Origin of the sequence: Thermodesulfovibrio sp. 3907-1M (assembly GCF_040450955.1) — a bacterium.
Lineage (GTDB): Bacteria > Nitrospirota > Thermodesulfovibrionia > Thermodesulfovibrionales > Thermodesulfovibrionaceae > Thermodesulfovibrio > Thermodesulfovibrio autotrophicus.
In genome coordinates this window covers 1,024,510-1,041,234 of record NZ_CP144373.1, presented here as the reverse complement: position 1 = coordinate 1,041,234, position 16,725 = coordinate 1,024,510, and the positions used below count along the sequence as shown (strand labels likewise).

Genomic DNA, 16,725 nt, shown 5'->3' with positions numbered 1-16,725 from the left:
GAAACTATTGAATACTTTCAAAAGAGGATTCAGGGAGTTGATAGAGACAGATATTTTTCTAACAGAGATACCAGATACATACAAAGAAACAGTTTTTGCTTGTCACGAATTCATGGGTGATATTGTCTATAAAATTGCCCCACTTACTAAGCATAGAAATGAAGCCATTCATCAATACTTAAAAATTAATTGGCAAAATATCATAACTGTAAAAAATAAAATTCCAGAAATTGAAGCTTTTTATAATAAAGCAAAAGAGATACTGGAAAGTTGAGACCACTCGGTGTACATACTTCAATTAAAGACAGTTTAATCAATTCAATAAATGAAGCAATAGCTCTTAAATGCACGACTTTTCAGATATTTCTTCACAGTCCAAGAATATGGCAGATTCCAGAATTCAGCGTAGAAGTTATTAATGAATTTAAAAGACTTAGACAACTTTATTCATTGAATCCTTTAATTGTTCATGCCTCTTATCTGATAAATCTCATCTCATCAAATCCAAAAACCATTGCTTCATCAAGATATCTTTTAAAAAGAGAGGTTTTAATGGCAGATGCTCTTGAGGCAGATTACTATGTGATTCATTTAAAGGACAACAATGATATGGGAAAGGATGAAATTTTTGCAAAGACCTTTGAGGGATTCAGCAAAATTGGAAAGCTTGAAAAATGTAAAATTCTCATAGAAAACACTGCAAAAAGTAAGATCACAGCCCTCATTCCAGATTTAATTGAAACATTTAAAAATATTGAAAATGAAAATCTTGGAGGCATCTGTATTGATACCTGTCATCTCTTTGCTGCCGGGTATGATATATCCACAGAAGAGGGAATATCAAAATTTATTGAAGAAATTTCTCAATATGACGCTTTTGATTTAATTAAATTAATTCATCTCAATGATTCAAAGGCTCCAGCAGGCTCAGGAATAGACAGACACGAGCACATTGGCAAAGGCCACATCGGTATAAAAGGCTTTGAAAGTTTTTTAAGAATAGAAAAACTCTCCAATCTGCCTTTAATTCTTGAGACACCTAAAAAAACACCTGAGGATGATTTAAAAAATCTTGCTACTGTAAGAAAGATCCTCAGGAAGTTAGAATCCTGAATATCTCTTCATATCTTTCAGCAGTTTTCTTTACAATTTCCTCTGGTAATTCTGGGGCCGGTGGTTTTTTATCCCATTTTATTGAGATAAGATAATCCCTTACGATCTGCTTGTCATAGCTGTCCTGCGGTTTTCCCGGAACATAATCCTTAATTGACCAGAACCTTGATGAATCAGGGGTTAAGAGTTCATCAATAAGTATAAGGCTATCACCATAAAATCCAAACTCCATTTTTGTGTCAGCAATTATAATTCCCTTTTTTTCAGCAATCTCTGATGCTCTTTTGTAGATTGCTATAGAAAGTTCTTTTATTTTTCTTGCTGTTTCTTCACCAAGAATCTTGACGGTTTCATCAAAACTTATATTTATATCATGTCCCTTTTCAGCCTTTGTGCTCGGTGTGTAAAGAGGCTCTGGAAGTTTTTGGGACTCAATAAGTCCCTCAGGAAGTTTAATTCCGCAAACCATGCCTGTTTTTTGGTAATCCTTCCATCCTGAGCCAGTTATATATCCCCGAACAATGCATTCCACAGCAAGAGGCTTAGCTTTTTTTACAAGCATGCTTCTTCCCTCCAAAACACCTCTGTATTTTTTAAGAGGCTCTGGAAACTCGGAAACATCAGCTGAAATAATATGATTTTCAACAATATCTTTTACCTTATTGAACCAGAATAAAGAAATCTGTGTTAAAACCTTTCCCTTACCGGGAATTCCTGTTGGAAGAACCACATCAAAAGCAGATACTCTATCTGTTGCTACAATAAGTAAATAATCATCAATCTCATAAATGTCTCTCACTTTTCCTCTGCGAAGAAATTTTACACCTTCAAGATTTGTTTCAAGAACAATATTTTCCATTGTTTCCTCCTTTATATTTTTAATAAACTCATGCTTTTGCCTAATTTCAGGGCATTTATAATTGCGTTTTTAATAAAATTTTTCGCAGCATTAAAAGCCTCCTTTGGCTCATATCCAAGACACAAAAATGAAAGAAAAGCTGATGAAAAAGCACATCCTGTTCCATGAAACTCACCAGAGTATTTTTCATCTCCTATTTTATAAAAATCTTTTCCGTCATAAAGCACATCAACTGCCTTTTCTTTGAAATGTCCTCCTTTAATTATTGCAATGTCTGTTCCCATTTTATAAAGTTTTTTTAAAGCATTAAAAACATCATCAATGTTTTCAATCTTTATTTCTGTGAGTGCTTCTGCCTCTGGAATGTTTGCTGTAACAGCCATTGAAAGAGGAATAAGCTCTTCTTTGAGAGTCTTCAGTGCCTCTGGCTCTATTAATTTAGCTCCCAGAGTAGAGGCAATTACAGGGTCAACTACAAGATTTTTTATGTTGAATTTTTTAATTTTTTCAACAACGCACTGGATAGTTTCTTTACTATAAAGAACGCCTGTTTTTGCACCATATGGTTTTATGTCCTTCAGAAGAGTTTCAAACTGAGCTTCTATTACTTCTACTGGAACAGGGTAGGTTAAAACAAACTCTGAGGTGCTCTGTGCAGTCAAAGCAGTTATAATGCTCAATCCATAAATATCAAGTGAATGAAAAACCTTTAAATCCATCTGAATGCCTGCTCCAGATGTAGGATCGGTTGCTCCTATTGTTAAAGTTGTTTTCATTTTTTTTCTAAATTTTTTATTAATTCTGCTCCATAAAGAAAAACTGCCCATCCATAAAACAGCCACATGACAAAAGCGAGAAAGGTTGATACAGAGCCATAAAGAGTGTTTATTTTAACTATTTTTACCACATAAAATGAAAAAACATGTTTGGCAATCTCTATTAATACTGTCGTGATCGCAGCTCCTGTAAAAATTGAACTAAGCTTGATTTTTTTGCTCGGTAAAATTTTGTAAAGCAATGTAGCTATAACAAACATTAATACAAAAGGAAGAATGTATTTCAGGAAAAAAACAAGCATTATGTTCAACTCAGAAAACCCTAAAGGATGGAAAACTTTTATAAGATAGGTAAGGGCAAATGAAGCTGCCACAGTTACTGTTATAAGCAGAATTATAAAAAAAGACATTAAAAGAGACATTATGAAATGTCTTTTCTTTGGAGTTTTAAAAATTTTGTTCAGAGAAAACTCAATGGCTGTGAAAAGCTGTAAAGAGAAAACACCATAAAGAATAAGAGAAACACTGCTTACTTCTTTTGAGGCTAAAATTTTTCTTAACTCCTTAATCATGTGCAATTCTATTGCAGGAAAAAATGTGATTAACTTTGAATATACAAATCTTACAACTCTTTCCTCCTGCAATATGTTAACCAGAACATTGACAATAAACATAGTTAGAGGAATTATTGAAAGAATTGAAAAGAATGCAAGGGAAGAACTCAGAAAAATTCCTTCATCTTTATAAAATTCTTTTAAAGCTGAAATAAAAGCCTTAGAGAGTTTTACAATCATCTGAGCAGATTTTCCGCATTAAGATGGAAGATTTTTTCTAAAATTTCCTGAGCAAGACCAAGTTTTTTAAGATTTTCTATTTCTTTGCCCTGATCTGCCCATGGAGAATCTGTTCCAAAAAGAATATAATCTGAAGGATGCTTAATAATGAGTTCCTTGATCTTTTCATCAGGCATCCATCCAAAGGCAAAGGATATCTCCAAGTAGACTGGCTTTCCAATCATTAACCTTTCAACGTCGTCCCACTGTTTCCATGCTCCAAGATGCGTGGCAATAAACTTCAGTTCAGGAAACCTGTTTATCACATTCATTATTCTTTCTGCAGAAGCAATATCCCACTCAGGAAATGCTATGTCATAACCGCAGTGCATTACAATCAATAAATCGTTTTCAATTAATGCTTCGTAAATGGGATAAACTCTTTCATCATCAATGGCAAAATCCTGATAAAAGGGATGCATTTTTATTCCATAAAAGCCCTCTTTTTTAATTAGTTTAATATGCTCTTTAATCTCTTTATCTTCAGGATGAACAGAGGGCAGAGGAATAATTCTTTCAGAGCGAATTTTATCACTCCATTTGAAAATTGAGTTAAACTGTTCTGGTCTTGTAGCAATGTTACATAGCACAGATTTTGTCACCCCATTTTTATCCATTGAACGAAGGAGCCCATCCAGAGTTCCATTAAGACAGGCTTTGACCTGACTTTTTTCTTCCAGTTTTTTTATTGCTCTTTCTGCAATTTCATCGGGAAATGCATGAGTATGAAAATCAATAATTTGCATAAGCTTTATTTTATCCTTAAAAAAGCTTAACTTGTCAATCAGGTTTTCCTTTTAAACTCTTTTTTGTTATTATTAATTATCCTGATTTTAAGAGGTGCTTTATGGATATATCATCTTTAGTGCAAAGGAATAACACAAAAATAGTTTTTATAATCCTTGACGGAGTTGGGGGTCTTCCTGTAAATGGAAAAACAGAGCTTGAGGCAGCAAATAAACCAAATCTTGATGCTCTTTCAAGAATCTCAGCCTGCGGGCTTCACATTCCTGTAGCTCATGGAATAACGCCTGGAAGCGGACCCGGGCATTTTGGAGTTTTTGGATATGATCCCATTAAGTATGAGATTGGAAGAGGTGTTCTTGAAGCACTGGGAGTTGGTATAGAGCTTAAAAAAACTGATGTTGCCTTAAGATGTAATTACGCTACTATTAAAAATGGCATAATTATCGATAGAAGAGCAGGGAGAATTCCCACAGAGAAAAATGTAGAACTCACTGAGAGACTATCAAATCAGATAAAAGAAATTGATGGAGTAAAGATTATTTTAAAACCAGGCAAGGAACACAGATTTTGTCTTGTATTGCGTTTTCCAGAAAATATAACTGAAAAAGAAGCAGTGGTTACGGATACGGATCCACAGAAGGAGGGAAAACCACCGGCAGAACCAGTGCCTTTAAATGAAGAATCAAGAAAAGTGGCAGAGGTTGCGAAGAAATTTATTGAAAAGGCAGAAGAATTCCTAAAAAATGAAGAAAGGGCAAACTATGTTTTGTTGAGAGGTTTTTCTGCTCTGCCTCATATTCCTACTTTTGAAGAAAAATACGGACTTAAAGCATGCTCCATAGCAGTATATCCCATGTATCGCGGAATTACAAGACTTCTCGGAATGGAAACAATCCCTGTAGAAGGTGACATTAAGGAAGAGGTGGAATTATTAAAAAAAGTTTATAAAGATTACGACTTTCTTTTTGTTCACATTAAAAAAGTTGATTCCTTCGGTGAAGACGGAAACTTTGAGGGTAAAGTAAAGAAAATTGAAGAGTTTGATAGTTTTCTGCCTGAGATCATCTCACTAAATCCTGATACACTGGTTATTACAGGGGATCACAGCACCCCAAGTCTGCTTAAAGCTCATAGCTGGCATCCTGTTCCTTTGTTGATAAACTCTCCCTATGTTTTTGGAGGATTGGTGAACGCATTTACAGAAAGAGAATGTCTTAAAGGTGAGCTTGGAATAATTCCAGCTACGGCAATTATGCCTCTGGTTCTTGCAAATACTTTGAGGTTGAAGAAGTTCGGAGCATGATTGACAGCCACTGCCATCTTGAGATGTTCAAAGAACAACTGCCGGATATAATCCGTCGTGCCTATGATGCAGGTGTTCATACAATTATCACTGTTGCCTCTGATGTGGAAAGCCTTAATGAGGCTGTAAAAATTTCAGAGCAGTATCCTATGGTTTATGCAGCAGTGGGAATTCATCCCCATGATGCAAAGGAGCTTGATGACAAAATTTTAAAAAATATCTTTGAACTGAGCAGACATCCTAAGGTTATTGCCATAGGAGAGATAGGTCTTGATTATCACTATGAGCATTCCCCAAAAGAGATTCAAATGTCTGCATTTGCTCGTCAGCTTGAAGTTGCAAAGGATGTTGGACTACCTGTAATCATCCATTCAAGAGAAGCCTTTGATGATACTGTAAAAATTTTGAAAGAGGTAGGCATTAGCAAAGCAGTTATGCATTGTTTCAGTGGCAGTCTTTCTCAGGCAAAAAAAACCATTGAAATGGGATTTTACATATCAATCTCTGGAGTTGTTACATTTAAAAATGCAAAAAAGATTAAAGAGGTTGCTCAGTTTGTTCCTGATGATTACTTAATGATTGAGACAGATGCACCCTATCTTGCTCCTGAACCAATGCGTGGAAAAAGAAATGAACCTGCTTTTTTATTTTACACAGCAAAGGCTCTGTCAGAATTAAGAGGAGTAACTATTGAAGACATTGACAGAATAACAACTGTAAATGTGAACAAACTTTTTCACATTGGAGAGCTTCCAAGAGGCGAAATCGCATACAAAATCAGAGATACTCTTTATCTAAACATAACAAACAGGTGCACAAATGTATGCAGATTTTGCGTAAGATTTCATACTGACTATGTAAAAGGACACAATCTAAGGCTTGAAAAAGAGCCTTCAGCAAATGAACTAATTGAAGCGATAGGAGACCCGAAGGATTATAAAGAAATCGTTTTTTGTGGATACGGTGAGCCATTTTTGAGACTCTCTCTTATTAAAGAAGTTGCAAAATGGATAAAAGAGCATGGTGGCAGAGTAAGAATAAATACAAATGGACAGGGTAATTTAATTCACGAAAGAAGAATTCTTCCAGAACTTGCAGGACTTATTGATTCAATTTCCATAAGCCTCAATGCACAGGATAGAGAAACTTATAACAAAATATGTAATCCTTCAAATCCTGATGCTTATGATGCTGTCATTGAATTTATAAAAGAGGCTAAAGAATTTGTTCCAGATGTGCAGGTAACAGTTGTTGATGTTAAAGAAGTTGATATTAAAAAATGTGAAGAGATTGCAAATTCCTTAGGTGTTAGGTTTAAAATAAGGCATCTTGATCAGGTTGGATAAAAATGCTTGAAATAATTAAAAGAGATTTTTTACAGGGAGTTAAAACATTTAAGTTCTGGGCAGAAGTTTTTTCTGAAAGAGTAAAGATTGAACTTAATGTTTTAAAACTTATTAGCGAGATAAATAGACTGAAAATAAAGAGAGATGCCTTTCTTAATTCTATCGGCAAAGAAGTATATAATTTGTGGGGTAGTGATTTTAATTTAAAAGAAAATGAAAAAATATCAAGTTTAGTGAGACAGATAAGAGAAATTGAAGCTCAGATAGAGGATAAAAAGAAAAAATTAAGCGAGCTTGAGGACCTCAGCAGGTGGAAATTCTGATATTTATTGTTGGTCTCGTTGTAGGCTCTTTTCTTAATGTGTGTATCTATAGAATACCAAGAAAATTATCAATAATTAAACCTGCATCATGCTGCCCTTCCTGTGGTAATTCAATTAAACCGTGGCATAATATTCCTGTTTTAAGTTTTTTTCTCCTCAAGGGTAAATGTGCATACTGTGGAGCAAAAATTTCTTTAAGATATCCAGTTGTTGAATTATTGAATGGCATTCTTTATGTTTTAGCGTATATAAATTTTGCTTTTCCGCTTTTGCCTTTTGTTTTAATTTTTATCTCAAGCCTTATAGTTATCTCCTTTATTGACTTTGATTTTCAAATTATTCCTGACCAGATTTCAATTCCTTTGATTTTTTTAGGTTTTATCCTATCTTTTTTGCCCAACAACTCATCATACTTAGCTCAGGGCATTAAAGATTCTCTTCTTGGTGTATTTGTTGGGGGAGGAAGTCTTTTAATCGTCTCTATTATAAGTAAAGGAGGGATGGGTGGAGGAGACGTGAAACTCAATGCTGCAGTGGGAGCATTTCTTGGATGGAAATCAGCATTGCTTACAATTTTTATTGGAAGCCTTGCAGGCTCGATAGTTGGTATTGTAATCTTGAAAAAGACAGGAAATAGAAAGATTCCCTTTGGACCTTTTCTTTCCCTTGGTGCATTGATATGTCTGTTTTTTGGTCAAAGGCTTCTTAATTGGTATTACCTTATATAAGCTTCAGTCACATAAAATCTAACCATTCTGTGAGTATTGAAATAATAAGCATTCAAAGCTATTGCGTTCTTCATTATTTTTATCCAGATATGTCTGTTTTCGTAAAATAAAGGTAAAATTTCATTTGAAAGTTTGTAGTATAAATCTTCTGCATCTCTTTTAGGGTCTGAACTTTCCTCAAGACTGCCAATAGCCCAGCCAGTATAACCTTCAATCCATCCTTCAATCCACCATCCGTCAAGAACACTTAAATTGGGAACACCATTGTGTGCTGCTTTCATTCCCGATGTTCCTGATGCTTCATAGGGCTTTTGAGGATTGTTAAGCCATATATCAACTCCTGCAACAAGTTTCATTGCCATTTCCATATCATAGTTTGGCAGATAAACTATTTTAACTTTATCTTTTATTCTCTCTTTTACTTCAAAAATTCTCTGAATAAGCTTTTTCCCACCCTCATCTCTTGGATGAGCTTTGCCAGCATATATAATCTGAATTCTTCCCTCTGCAATCATTGCAAGTCTATGAGGATCTGAAATCAATAAGTCTGCTCTTTTATACGGCGTTGCTCTTCTTGCAAATCCTATTGTAAAGGTGTCATAGTTTAAATTTGCGCCTGTGAGCCTATTTACATAGTCAATTAGATGTTTTTTTGCCTGCATATGGGCATCCCAGAGTTCTTCCTCTGGAATTCTCCAGGCTCTTACAAATATTTCAGGTTCATTTGCCCATCCTGGAAGGTATTTATTATAAAGTCTTTTAAATGGCTCTGATACCCATGTGTAAGAGTGGACTCCATTAGTTATTGCATGGATCTCATAACCGGGAAACATCTTCTCTGAGACCTCTTCATGTTTTTTGGAAACTCCGTTTATAAACTCGCTTAGATTGAATCCAAGCAAAGTCATATTTAGCATCCCATCTCCAGCAAGCTTTTTTAAAAGCCATAGTGGAACTATCTCACCCATTATTCTTTGAACAACTTCATAGGGAAATCTATCATGCCCTGCAGCAACCGGAGTATGAGTTGTAAAAACGCATAAATCTTTCACCTTCTCAGTATCCCATACAAGTTCATCAGACCATACTTCCTCAATGGGTCTTTTAAATCTCTGAAGAAGTTCCAGTGTAAGGAAGCTTGAATGACCTTCATTCATGTGATATTTTTTAATTTCAAAGCCAAGCTCATTAAGAATTCTTATTCCTCCTATGCCAAGAACAATCTCCTGTTTGAGGCGATACTCTAAGTCTCCTCCGTAAAGATAATGAGTGAGAGTTCTATGCTCGGGTTCATTTTCCGGAATATCTGTATCAAGAAAAAGCACAGGGACTTTGCCCCCTGTTCCGCTTTCTATAACATAAAGCCATGCAGTTACATAAACTGGCTTATTTTCTATTGTTACTGTAACCACTACATCAAGTTTGGTCAGATATTTTTCAATTTCCCATGGGTCAGGATGCTCAATCTGCCTTCCAAAGAAATCTAACTCCTGTTTAAAATATCCCATTTTGTGAATTAATGTAACGCCAATCATGGGAATTCTTAAGTCAGCAGCTGATTTCAAAGTATCGCCTGCCAAGATACCAAGTCCACCGCTATAAGTGTGCATCTCTGGCTTTATTCCAATTTCCATTGAAAAGTAAGCAATTCTTGCTTCTCTGGTAAACTCGTCTATGACCATATTCTGCTCTCCTGTATTTTTTTTATTAATTCTCTTATTGCCTGTATTCCTTTTTGTCCCATGTTAAAAGTAAACTCATTTACATAGGCTTTAATATGAAGTTTTATAACATCTTCATCAACTTCCTGAGAGTATTTTTTTACGAATTCAAGAGCTTCTTCCCAATGAGAATAAGCATATTCAATGCTTTCTTTAATGATTTTTTCAAGAATTTCTTTTATGTTTAATGATCTTCTGGATATGATGCAACCAAGAGGAATGGGTAAGGATGTCTCTTTCTTCCAGAACTCTCCGAGATCGGCAACTAAATGGAGTCCTTTCAAAGAATATATAAATCTTCCTTCATGAATCAGGACTCCCATGTCTGCTTTTTCCTCAGCTACTTTATCAATGATCTCATAAAATGGCATAAACTCTACTGAATATTTTTTATCAGGAAAAAATTTCTTCCAGTAAAACCACATAAGAGCAGAGGCAGTTGTCAGTCTTCCGGGCAGAGCAATTTTAACAGTGGATAGTCTCTTAAGTTTTTCTAAATCTTTTGTAATTACTACAGGACCATGCTCTGATAAAGCTCCACCTGAAGAAAGAAACTCATAATCCTTGTGAAGATAATAAAAGGCATGGGTTGAAATTTTTGAAATATCAAGAGTTTTTTTAAAGCATAGGGAATTTAAAGTTTCCACATCTTCAATGACAAAATCAAAATTAAGTCCACGGGTGTTTACTTTTTTTTCAACTATTCCAAAAAATATAAATGTATCATTTGGACACGGTGATATTCCAAACTTTAGCATGAAATAATTTTAACAGATGTTGAAACAATTATGAAAACTATGCTAATTTAAAAAAATTAATACTTATATAGGAGGGGAATTTGGCAACCAAGAGATCAACGATTAAAAAAAGAAGTAAATCAGTATTAAAAAGAATAAGACAGAATGAAAAAAGAAGACTGAGAAATCAGGCATGGAGAACAAGAATTAAAACCTCTATTAAAAAGGTTGAGGAAGCAATTGCACAGAAAAATCAAGAAACAATTCAGTCCTTACTGAAAGAAGCAATCAAAATTATAAGCAAAGCTGCTTCAAAGGGCGTAATTCATAAAAATACAGCATCAAGAAAAATATCAAGATTAATGAAAAGAGTTAATAGTGCTTTAGTTCCTTCAGAATCTGCAAGCTAATTAAATTCCCCAAAAAGTCGGAGACTTTTTGGGGACCCCCAATGGACACAATTCTATTATAACCGCCCAAAAAACTCATAAAATCCATAGATATCCTTCTGCCCCTGAAGGTCTATCCCCATTCATCATGGTTGAGATTGACCTTGGTCTTAGCCCCTGACGTCAGGGATTCCTGTTTGGACTGATGGTGATTGAGTTTTCACTGTTTATGCTCTCCTATGGAAGAAGAATGAGATTGCCACGCCTTTGGCTCGCAATGACAGCTTAGGGTTGTCATTCCGAGGGTGGCATTCCACCCGAGGAATCTCTGAGTCTTTCAATGCCGAAAAAAACAAAGGAGATTCCTCGCTTCGCTCGGAATGACAAAGTATGGGCAAGCTCGGAATGACAAAGTATGGGCAAGCTCGGAATGACAAACAAAGAGCCCCTGACGTCAGGGATTCCTGTTTGGACACTAAGGGCGGTGGTGCCTGGTGGCAACTGAGTATCAGCCCCTGACGTCAGGGATTCCTTTTTGGACTTAAGGTTAAGGCAGAAGGAGCCTTCAGAGAGCTGGCGAGGGTAATAGCCATTGGCCTTGTTCCCAGGGCTATTTTTTAGAAATATCTGCCTTTCGGATTTCATTATCTGGTTAATCGTTTCCTCAAGAAGCCTTTTTATACCTGGATGCTCACCCATTAAAGCATCTCCAAACACATTCTCAACTGCCTGCCTGAATATTTCTTCCTTTGCTGCTTCATAGAGTTCCTTGTGGTTTTCCATGTCCCTTTTCCTCATTCAGGTTATTTTATTTTCAAAACCATATATTTTATACACAGACACAAGATTATTTTAACTTCCTACTGATTATTAAACATGTTGAAAAAATCATATTGAAAAAATTTGATATAATAGTTTACACAATTTTAATTATAAGTCTCATCTTTGTAGCATGATTTCTTTCATACAAAATTCCCAATACATAATGCCCCAAACATTCATTATAAGGAAACCGTATATTCTTAGTGCTCTGTCTATCAATGAAATATGTCCCTTGAGAGCCAAGAGTAAAACCATTACATTCATAAGGCTTCCCTTCTTTGTAATTTGTGATGTATGTTGTCTTCAGATCCACAGCAAATTTCAGTTGCTCATCTTTTTTAGAGATAAATGTTATATCAGGATACCAATTTTGCTTATCTGAAAAAATCATTTTGTATTCATGCTTATTAGCAAATTCTAGAAATCTGGAGAATAAATGAATTTCTATAACCTTGGAAACTATCTTCGTATCGCTAGTAATGGTATAAATATTCTTGAAAACATCAATGAACCACTTTATTACCCATTGGTCATCCTGCGTAGAAACATAACTATCCAACTCGTTGGCAAACGATTGAAGTTGTTTCAAGAACTCTTCTTTTAACTTTGTTTTTGTCTTATTATCCATTTTTCTCATCCCTATATCTTAATTTCATCCAAATTTTAAATCTTTTAAAAACGACGGCGGGCATTTCACTTAACGGCTGGCGGATATCTGAAGTGCCTTCGCTCATCGGATTGCCAATAGATTGCATTGATATAAAACTTGCGAAGGCATTTGGGCGGAGCGTAGCGGAGCCAGATACCCGCTTGTTGCCCGAGTGCATTAGCACCGAATCGGACAACGTTTTGAGGGCATAGGAAGTTCGGCTTTACCGAATTTGCGCTGAGCGAAGCGTAGTCGTATGTTTGCTGTTATCTGCCGTTTTACAGCTCATTGTTTTGTTCATCACTTCCAAGTTCTTCTTCTGGTTGTGGTTTCAAATGTTGAATGGCTTCTTTAAAAGTTTCATAAAAATCATCGATTCTAATCACACTCATTTTAAACAAACTAAACAAAGCTTTTGCTCCTGCTTCTGTTATATCGGTTAGAATCATATAAGCGTGTTCATAATCTAATTTTAATATCTCAGCAACTTTTGAGTATTTATCAATATACCTTTGATAATCTCCTGTTTTAGCCTCAAACCAAAAATATTCATCTTCGATCTTGAATATAATATCTAATTCAAAATTATCTCCATTTGGTAGTATAATTTGTGGATTTTTCAAATATGAGTAATTAACTGGTATTGGATGTGAAATGGATTTTATGGCTTCAATTACAGCTGATTTTACATAGCGTTCTAACCAACCACCAGTAAAAAAATTAATAGCTTTCGGGATTCTGTTAACTTTAGCATAAAGAGTATATTTTGGTGATTTATAATATTTGTACTCTTCCAAAAAAGCAATCTGATGGAGATTGCTGCACAACTGAGTTATGCTTGCAATTTCTTCTTGTTTATGATTTCTTAGATCTAATGTAAAGCTTCTTCCTTTATTTAAATCCCTTTTTATGTGTTGGTATAAGTTTTTAATATGAGAATACCTATCCCCCATAAATAAGGCTATTTTATCAAGAATTTCATCTGACTCTTCCTCTTCTTTTATAGATTTTATTCTAATGTTCTTAGAATTTAGAAACTCTTCTATTTCAGAAAAGTCGTTCACAAATTTGTTTTTATCAGTTTCAACAGAGGACAGGCTATCAAAAGCGTCCTTATTTTCTTTGCTTCTTGCCACTTGTTTATCATTTAAATAGTCAGCTATTGTTTCAAGAGCTTTAGCTATCCGATTCAAAAGAGCTTTTATGTCTTCTATATCATTCATCTCCTTCTCCTCCAAATGGCAGATAACTTTGTTGTATCCGAATATGGTTCGGATATACTACCATATTTGGGAGATATGCGAACAAGGTTCGCATATACTATACTTTGGCTAAAGTTTTTTCCCATTAAATTTCCTTTTCTTTTCATCTTTCCCCCTTTAAATCTAAACCATCCAAAGGGCTCCTAATTCCGGCAATATCTGTAGTGCTTACATGTATGTATATCTCTGTTGTCTTGCTACTCTTGTGTCTGAGGATTTCCTGAATATATCTCAAATCTGTTCCGCTTTCCAACAGGTGCGTTGCAAAACTATGCCTTAGGGTATGAACTTTAACAGGTTTTTGAATACGAGCTTTTCTGCAGGCACTGGCAAATATCTTTTCCACAGTTCTAACAGTAATATACCTTTTTTTATTCTGCCCTGGAAATAGCCACTTTTTCGGTTGATATTCCTCCAGATAGTGCCTTAAAATCAAAAGAGCTTTTTCTGATAGCATTGTATATCTATCTTTTCTTCCTTTGGGACCCTTAATATGAATCAGCATCCTTTCAGTAACTTCTTTTTTAACCTGCCAGAGTTTATCATCGTTTAACATCACACAATAATATATAGCAAAGAAAAGAAAAAGTCAAGGACTCTAATTGCTTGTTGTTGCAAATCAAAGAGGTCTTCCTTTTTTGCAAAACCTAAATGTCACCCCTTTGTTTTTAGTATATATTAGCTCTGAACCTAAGGAAGCAGGACTGCTACCTGCAAATACCAGAAAATATAAGCGAAGACAAAGAAGACCACCTTCCTCTAAGGAGGGAGAGATCATCTTCCTTGATGGTTCCCTTCACGAAGGGTTGCTTGATGGAAAACCTTATACTCAACAAGGACCAACTCACTTTCAAAGAGCTATATGTGAACTTGGAATAGGTTTTATTTATGCTAACTCTCCTTAAGGCTTGAGGACGAATTGAAAGAATCTTAAGAACATTTCAAGAAAGATTAGTTGCAGAGTTAGCTTTTCATAAGATTATTCTGGGATTAAGCAAAATTTTGTGTAAAAAATTTATGATAGAGATAAAATTAAACTTAAGGGAGGTTGCAAATGGTTAAAAAAAGTTTTGCTCTGAAGTTCTTCAAAATCTAATTTCAAGAGGACTAAGTAAAGTTACTATTTTTGTCACTGATCACTTCACTGGACTTGATAAACTCATTGCTAAGCTCTTTCCACTTGCAGATCACCAGTTCTGTTTTGTTCAGTTTTATAGAAACTAAAAAAATAAACTTAATCTTAAAAATACTCAAGAAATTTACCGTCTCTGGAAAGCAATAAAACAAGCTACATCTTTAGAAGAAGGAAAGGAGGTTTTCAAGAAATTACTTGAACTGGTTAAGAAAGTAAATCCAAATTATGGTAAATATCTTGAGAAGTATAGCAAAAACCTTTTAGCTTTTTTGGATTATCCTGCTGAATCTCTTAATGCAGGGCTTGAGTATATGAGAATGGAATATGGAGGATATTTTGCAGGCTTTAAGATGCTTGAGATAAACTTATTTATCCAGATGATTAATTTACATGATAAATGGTTAGATAAACTTGTACCACATTTAGTAGCAAATAGTTATAGATTAAGACAGCTTTTTGCTCTTAAATATATTGATGAAGATAGCAAAATTGTAGAATTAAAAATAAGTGAGGTATAATATGTTAATTTTTTTTACTGATTATTAAACATGTTGAAAAAATCATATTGAAAAAATTTGATATAATAGTTTACACAATTTTAATTATAAGTCTCCTGCATAGTTGTTTTTCCTTCCACTTGAATCTTCCCCACATAAGGAACATTAATACCTTCTTCTGTTACTACTTGGGCAGGAACTACGTATGTTGATGTTTCTTTAGATAAAAAAAGCACAGGAGGATATTGTTCCTGTATAATTATCTCTACAACATCACCTTTACCAAGACAAGGGGAGTATCTTGGGGCAGTAAAATCTGATAAATTGATTTTATTTTCTGTTTCAAGTAAAGCTGATTGTTTTGGATTTAGCTCCACAATAGTTAAAAAAGGTTCAATGCTTTCAGATTTAACATCCGCTGCTGATAAATAAATTTCTGGTTTAGATGGACCACTTTGTGGTAAAAAACTTGCACAACTTGTAAGGAAAACTAAAGAGATTATTATAATAGTCAATTTTTTCATATCATTGTCATTTATTAAAAACATAGCCTCACTCTGTGAGTGCTTTCTTTTAAGTCTTTTAAATTAAATAAAATCATAATAAAAAAAAAAAAAGTCAAGAAAAATCGAAATCTCCAAAAATTTTTGTTTAATTGTGTTAAAATTTTTTATTAAACTTTTGTTGGAGGAGTGATGCTGATTATCGGAGAAAGATTGACTATTATCTCAAAAAGAGTTCGTGAAGCAATTTTAAAGAGAGACAAACTGCCAATTCAACAGATTGCTATTGAGCAGTGGAAGGCTGGAGCTCACATGATAGAGGCAAACATTGGTCCTGCTGAGGACGATGGAGAGGCTCTTATGGAGTGGATGGTTACAACTATTCAGGAAGCAGTGCCACTTCCAGTATCTCTTGATACCACAAATCCTAAGGCGATGGAGGCAGGATTAAGAATTCACAACAATGAATGGGGAAAGCCTTTAATAAATTCAACATCCCTTGATCCTGAGAGATTCATAATGTTTGAACTCGCAGCAAAATATGCTGCTCCCATAATAGCACTTACTGTTGGCAAAGGTGGGCTTCCAAGAGATGCCGAAGAAAGGGTTGAAATAGCTGTTCAGCTCATGGAAAAGGCAACAGAATACGGGATTGAATTAGAAGATATATTTCTTGATCCACTGGTTTTGCAGATATCAACATCTCAACATCAGGCAAAGGAAGTGCTGCGTGCTGTTAAGCTTTTTCAGGAGCTTAATGATCCACCTATGAAGACAATTGTGGGACTCAGTAATCTTTCAAATGGATGCCCCAGACAGGTAAGACCGATTCTGAACAGGTATTTTTTAGCCCTTCTCATGTATGAGGGTCTTTCCGCTGCAATTGTAAATCCCTCTGAAGTGATTGAAGTAGTAAAAACAGTTAATGTAATTACAGGCAAAACCCTTTATGCACACTCTTATCTTGAAATTTAGAGGTGTT

The 16,725-nt window shown here is 34.9% G+C and carries 21 protein-coding genes and 1 pseudogene; 11 read left to right on the top strand and 11 right to left on the bottom strand.

From position 1 onward, the window contains the following. Nucleotides 1–7: 7 nt before the first annotated feature. Nucleotides 8–274 (top strand): hypothetical protein, encoded by a 267-nt coding sequence (locus V4D30_RS05380; RefSeq protein WP_353683297.1) that lies wholly within the window; start codon nt 8–10, stop codon nt 272–274. Next, the gene (locus tag V4D30_RS05375) at nt 271–1,113 is read left to right on the top strand and encodes a deoxyribonuclease IV (protein WP_353683296.1); all 843 of its coding nucleotides are present in this window, start codon (nt 271–273) and stop codon (nt 1,111–1,113) included. Before V4D30_RS05380 ends, V4D30_RS05375 begins: the two co-directional genes overlap by 4 nt. Here the strand turns inward: V4D30_RS05375 and V4D30_RS05370 are convergent. From V4D30_RS05370 to V4D30_RS05355, 4 genes are read right to left on the bottom strand one after another with little or no spacing between them, the layout of a single operon-like run. Then, nucleotides 1,094–1,972: a phosphoribosylaminoimidazolesuccinocarboxamide synthase gene (locus V4D30_RS05370; protein WP_353683295.1), complete on the bottom strand. Its 879-nt coding sequence runs from the start codon at nt 1,970–1,972 to the stop codon at nt 1,094–1,096. The genes V4D30_RS05375 and V4D30_RS05370 overlap by 20 nt on opposite strands. Before the next feature lie 11 nt (nt 1,973–1,983). Beyond that, the gene (gene thiD, locus V4D30_RS05365) at nt 1,984–2,748 is read right to left on the bottom strand and encodes a bifunctional hydroxymethylpyrimidine kinase/phosphomethylpyrimidine kinase (protein ID WP_353683294.1); all 765 of its coding nucleotides are present in this window, start codon (nt 2,746–2,748) and stop codon (nt 1,984–1,986) included. Next, entirely contained in the window at nt 2,745–3,542 is a 798-nt protein-coding gene (locus tag V4D30_RS05360; protein ID WP_353683293.1) for a YihY/virulence factor BrkB family protein, read from the bottom strand. The genes thiD and V4D30_RS05360 overlap by 4 nt, the downstream gene beginning before the upstream one ends. Beyond that, nucleotides 3,539–4,327: an amidohydrolase family protein gene (locus V4D30_RS05355; RefSeq protein ID WP_353683292.1), complete on the bottom strand. Its 789-nt coding sequence runs from the start codon at nt 4,325–4,327 to the stop codon at nt 3,539–3,541. The genes V4D30_RS05360 and V4D30_RS05355 overlap by 4 nt, the downstream gene beginning before the upstream one ends. Before the next feature lie 101 nt (nt 4,328–4,428). Between V4D30_RS05355 and V4D30_RS05350 the strand changes: the two genes are divergently transcribed. The 4 genes from V4D30_RS05350 to V4D30_RS05335 are packed head-to-tail and all read left to right on the top strand — an operon-like array spanning nt 4,429 to nt 8,028. Further along, nucleotides 4,429–5,631: a 2,3-bisphosphoglycerate-independent phosphoglycerate mutase gene (locus V4D30_RS05350; RefSeq protein WP_353683291.1), complete on the top strand. Its 1,203-nt coding sequence runs from the start codon at nt 4,429–4,431 to the stop codon at nt 5,629–5,631. Then, nucleotides 5,628–6,977 (top strand): TatD family hydrolase, encoded by a 1,350-nt coding sequence (locus V4D30_RS05345; protein ID WP_353683290.1) that lies wholly within the window; start codon nt 5,628–5,630, stop codon nt 6,975–6,977. Before V4D30_RS05350 ends, V4D30_RS05345 begins: the two co-directional genes overlap by 4 nt. Nucleotides 6,978–6,979: 2 nt before the next feature. Then, nucleotides 6,980–7,300 (top strand): hypothetical protein, encoded by a 321-nt coding sequence (locus tag V4D30_RS05340; protein ID WP_353683289.1) that lies wholly within the window; start codon nt 6,980–6,982, stop codon nt 7,298–7,300. Then, nucleotides 7,288–8,028: a prepilin peptidase gene (locus V4D30_RS05335; RefSeq protein WP_353683288.1), complete on the top strand. Its 741-nt coding sequence runs from the start codon at nt 7,288–7,290 to the stop codon at nt 8,026–8,028. Before V4D30_RS05340 ends, V4D30_RS05335 begins: the two co-directional genes overlap by 13 nt. On the opposite strand, the gene glgP is transcribed toward V4D30_RS05335, so the two are convergent. Next, complete coding sequence (gene glgP, locus V4D30_RS05330) at nt 8,016–9,710, bottom strand: alpha-glucan family phosphorylase (RefSeq protein ID WP_353683287.1); 1,695 nt, start codon at nt 9,708–9,710, stop codon at nt 8,016–8,018. The two genes, V4D30_RS05335 and glgP, sit on opposite strands and share 13 nt — an antisense overlap. After that, nucleotides 9,701–10,507 (bottom strand): 1,4-dihydroxy-6-naphthoate synthase, encoded by an 807-nt coding sequence (locus tag V4D30_RS05325; protein WP_353683286.1) that lies wholly within the window; start codon nt 10,505–10,507, stop codon nt 9,701–9,703. The genes glgP and V4D30_RS05325 overlap by 10 nt, the downstream gene beginning before the upstream one ends. A gap of 80 nt (nt 10,508–10,587) precedes the next feature. Between V4D30_RS05325 and rpsT the strand changes: the two genes are divergently transcribed. Continuing rightward, nucleotides 10,588–10,896, top strand: coding sequence for a 30S ribosomal protein S20 (gene rpsT, locus V4D30_RS05320; protein ID WP_353683285.1), 309 nt, complete (start codon nt 10,588–10,590; stop codon nt 10,894–10,896). 273 nt (nt 10,897–11,169) lie between these two features. Here the strand turns inward: rpsT and V4D30_RS05315 are convergent, their stop codons facing one another. From V4D30_RS05315 to V4D30_RS05300, 4 genes are all read right to left on the bottom strand, one after another. Beyond that, nucleotides 11,170–11,658: a hypothetical protein gene (locus V4D30_RS05315; protein WP_353683284.1), complete on the bottom strand. Its 489-nt coding sequence runs from the start codon at nt 11,656–11,658 to the stop codon at nt 11,170–11,172. Between the two features lie 133 nt (nt 11,659–11,791). Further along, nucleotides 11,792–12,325, bottom strand: a complete 534-nt coding sequence (locus V4D30_RS05310) for a type II restriction endonuclease (RefSeq protein ID WP_353683283.1) — start codon at nt 12,323–12,325, stop codon at nt 11,792–11,794. A gap of 299 nt (nt 12,326–12,624) precedes the next feature. Next, complete coding sequence (locus tag V4D30_RS05305) at nt 12,625–13,569, bottom strand: hypothetical protein (protein WP_353683282.1); 945 nt, start codon at nt 13,567–13,569, stop codon at nt 12,625–12,627. A gap of 142 nt (nt 13,570–13,711) precedes the next feature. Beyond that, nucleotides 13,712–14,164 (bottom strand): tyrosine-type recombinase/integrase, encoded by a 453-nt coding sequence (locus tag V4D30_RS05300; protein WP_353685160.1) that lies wholly within the window; start codon nt 14,162–14,164, stop codon nt 13,712–13,714. Nucleotides 14,165–14,270: 106 nt separating this feature from the next. Here V4D30_RS05300 and V4D30_RS05295 point away from each other — a divergent pair, with 106 nt between their 5' ends. From V4D30_RS05295 to V4D30_RS05285, 3 genes and pseudogenes are all read left to right on the top strand, one after another. Next, nucleotides 14,271–14,513 (top strand): hypothetical protein, encoded by a 243-nt coding sequence (locus V4D30_RS05295; protein ID WP_353683281.1) that lies wholly within the window; start codon nt 14,271–14,273, stop codon nt 14,511–14,513. Nucleotides 14,514–14,685: 172 nt separating this feature from the next. Beyond that, nucleotides 14,686–14,832: pseudogene (locus V4D30_RS05290) on the top strand (transposase); the annotation flags it as partial. Between the two features lie 180 nt (nt 14,833–15,012). Beyond that, nucleotides 15,013–15,261, top strand: coding sequence for a hypothetical protein (locus V4D30_RS05285; RefSeq protein ID WP_353683280.1), 249 nt, complete (start codon nt 15,013–15,015; stop codon nt 15,259–15,261). Between the two features lie 80 nt (nt 15,262–15,341). On the opposite strand, the gene V4D30_RS05280 is transcribed toward V4D30_RS05285, so the two are convergent. Next, nucleotides 15,342–15,764: a hypothetical protein gene (locus tag V4D30_RS05280; protein WP_353683279.1), complete on the bottom strand. Its 423-nt coding sequence runs from the start codon at nt 15,762–15,764 to the stop codon at nt 15,342–15,344. 171 nt (nt 15,765–15,935) lie between these two features. Between V4D30_RS05280 and V4D30_RS05275 the strand changes: the two genes are divergently transcribed. Continuing rightward, nucleotides 15,936–16,718 carry a dihydropteroate synthase gene (locus V4D30_RS05275; RefSeq protein WP_353685159.1) on the top strand — a complete coding sequence of 261 codons (783 nt, stop codon included), beginning with the start codon at nt 15,936–15,938 and terminating at the stop codon, nt 16,716–16,718. The last annotated feature ends 7 nt before the right edge of the window (nt 16,719–16,725 follow it).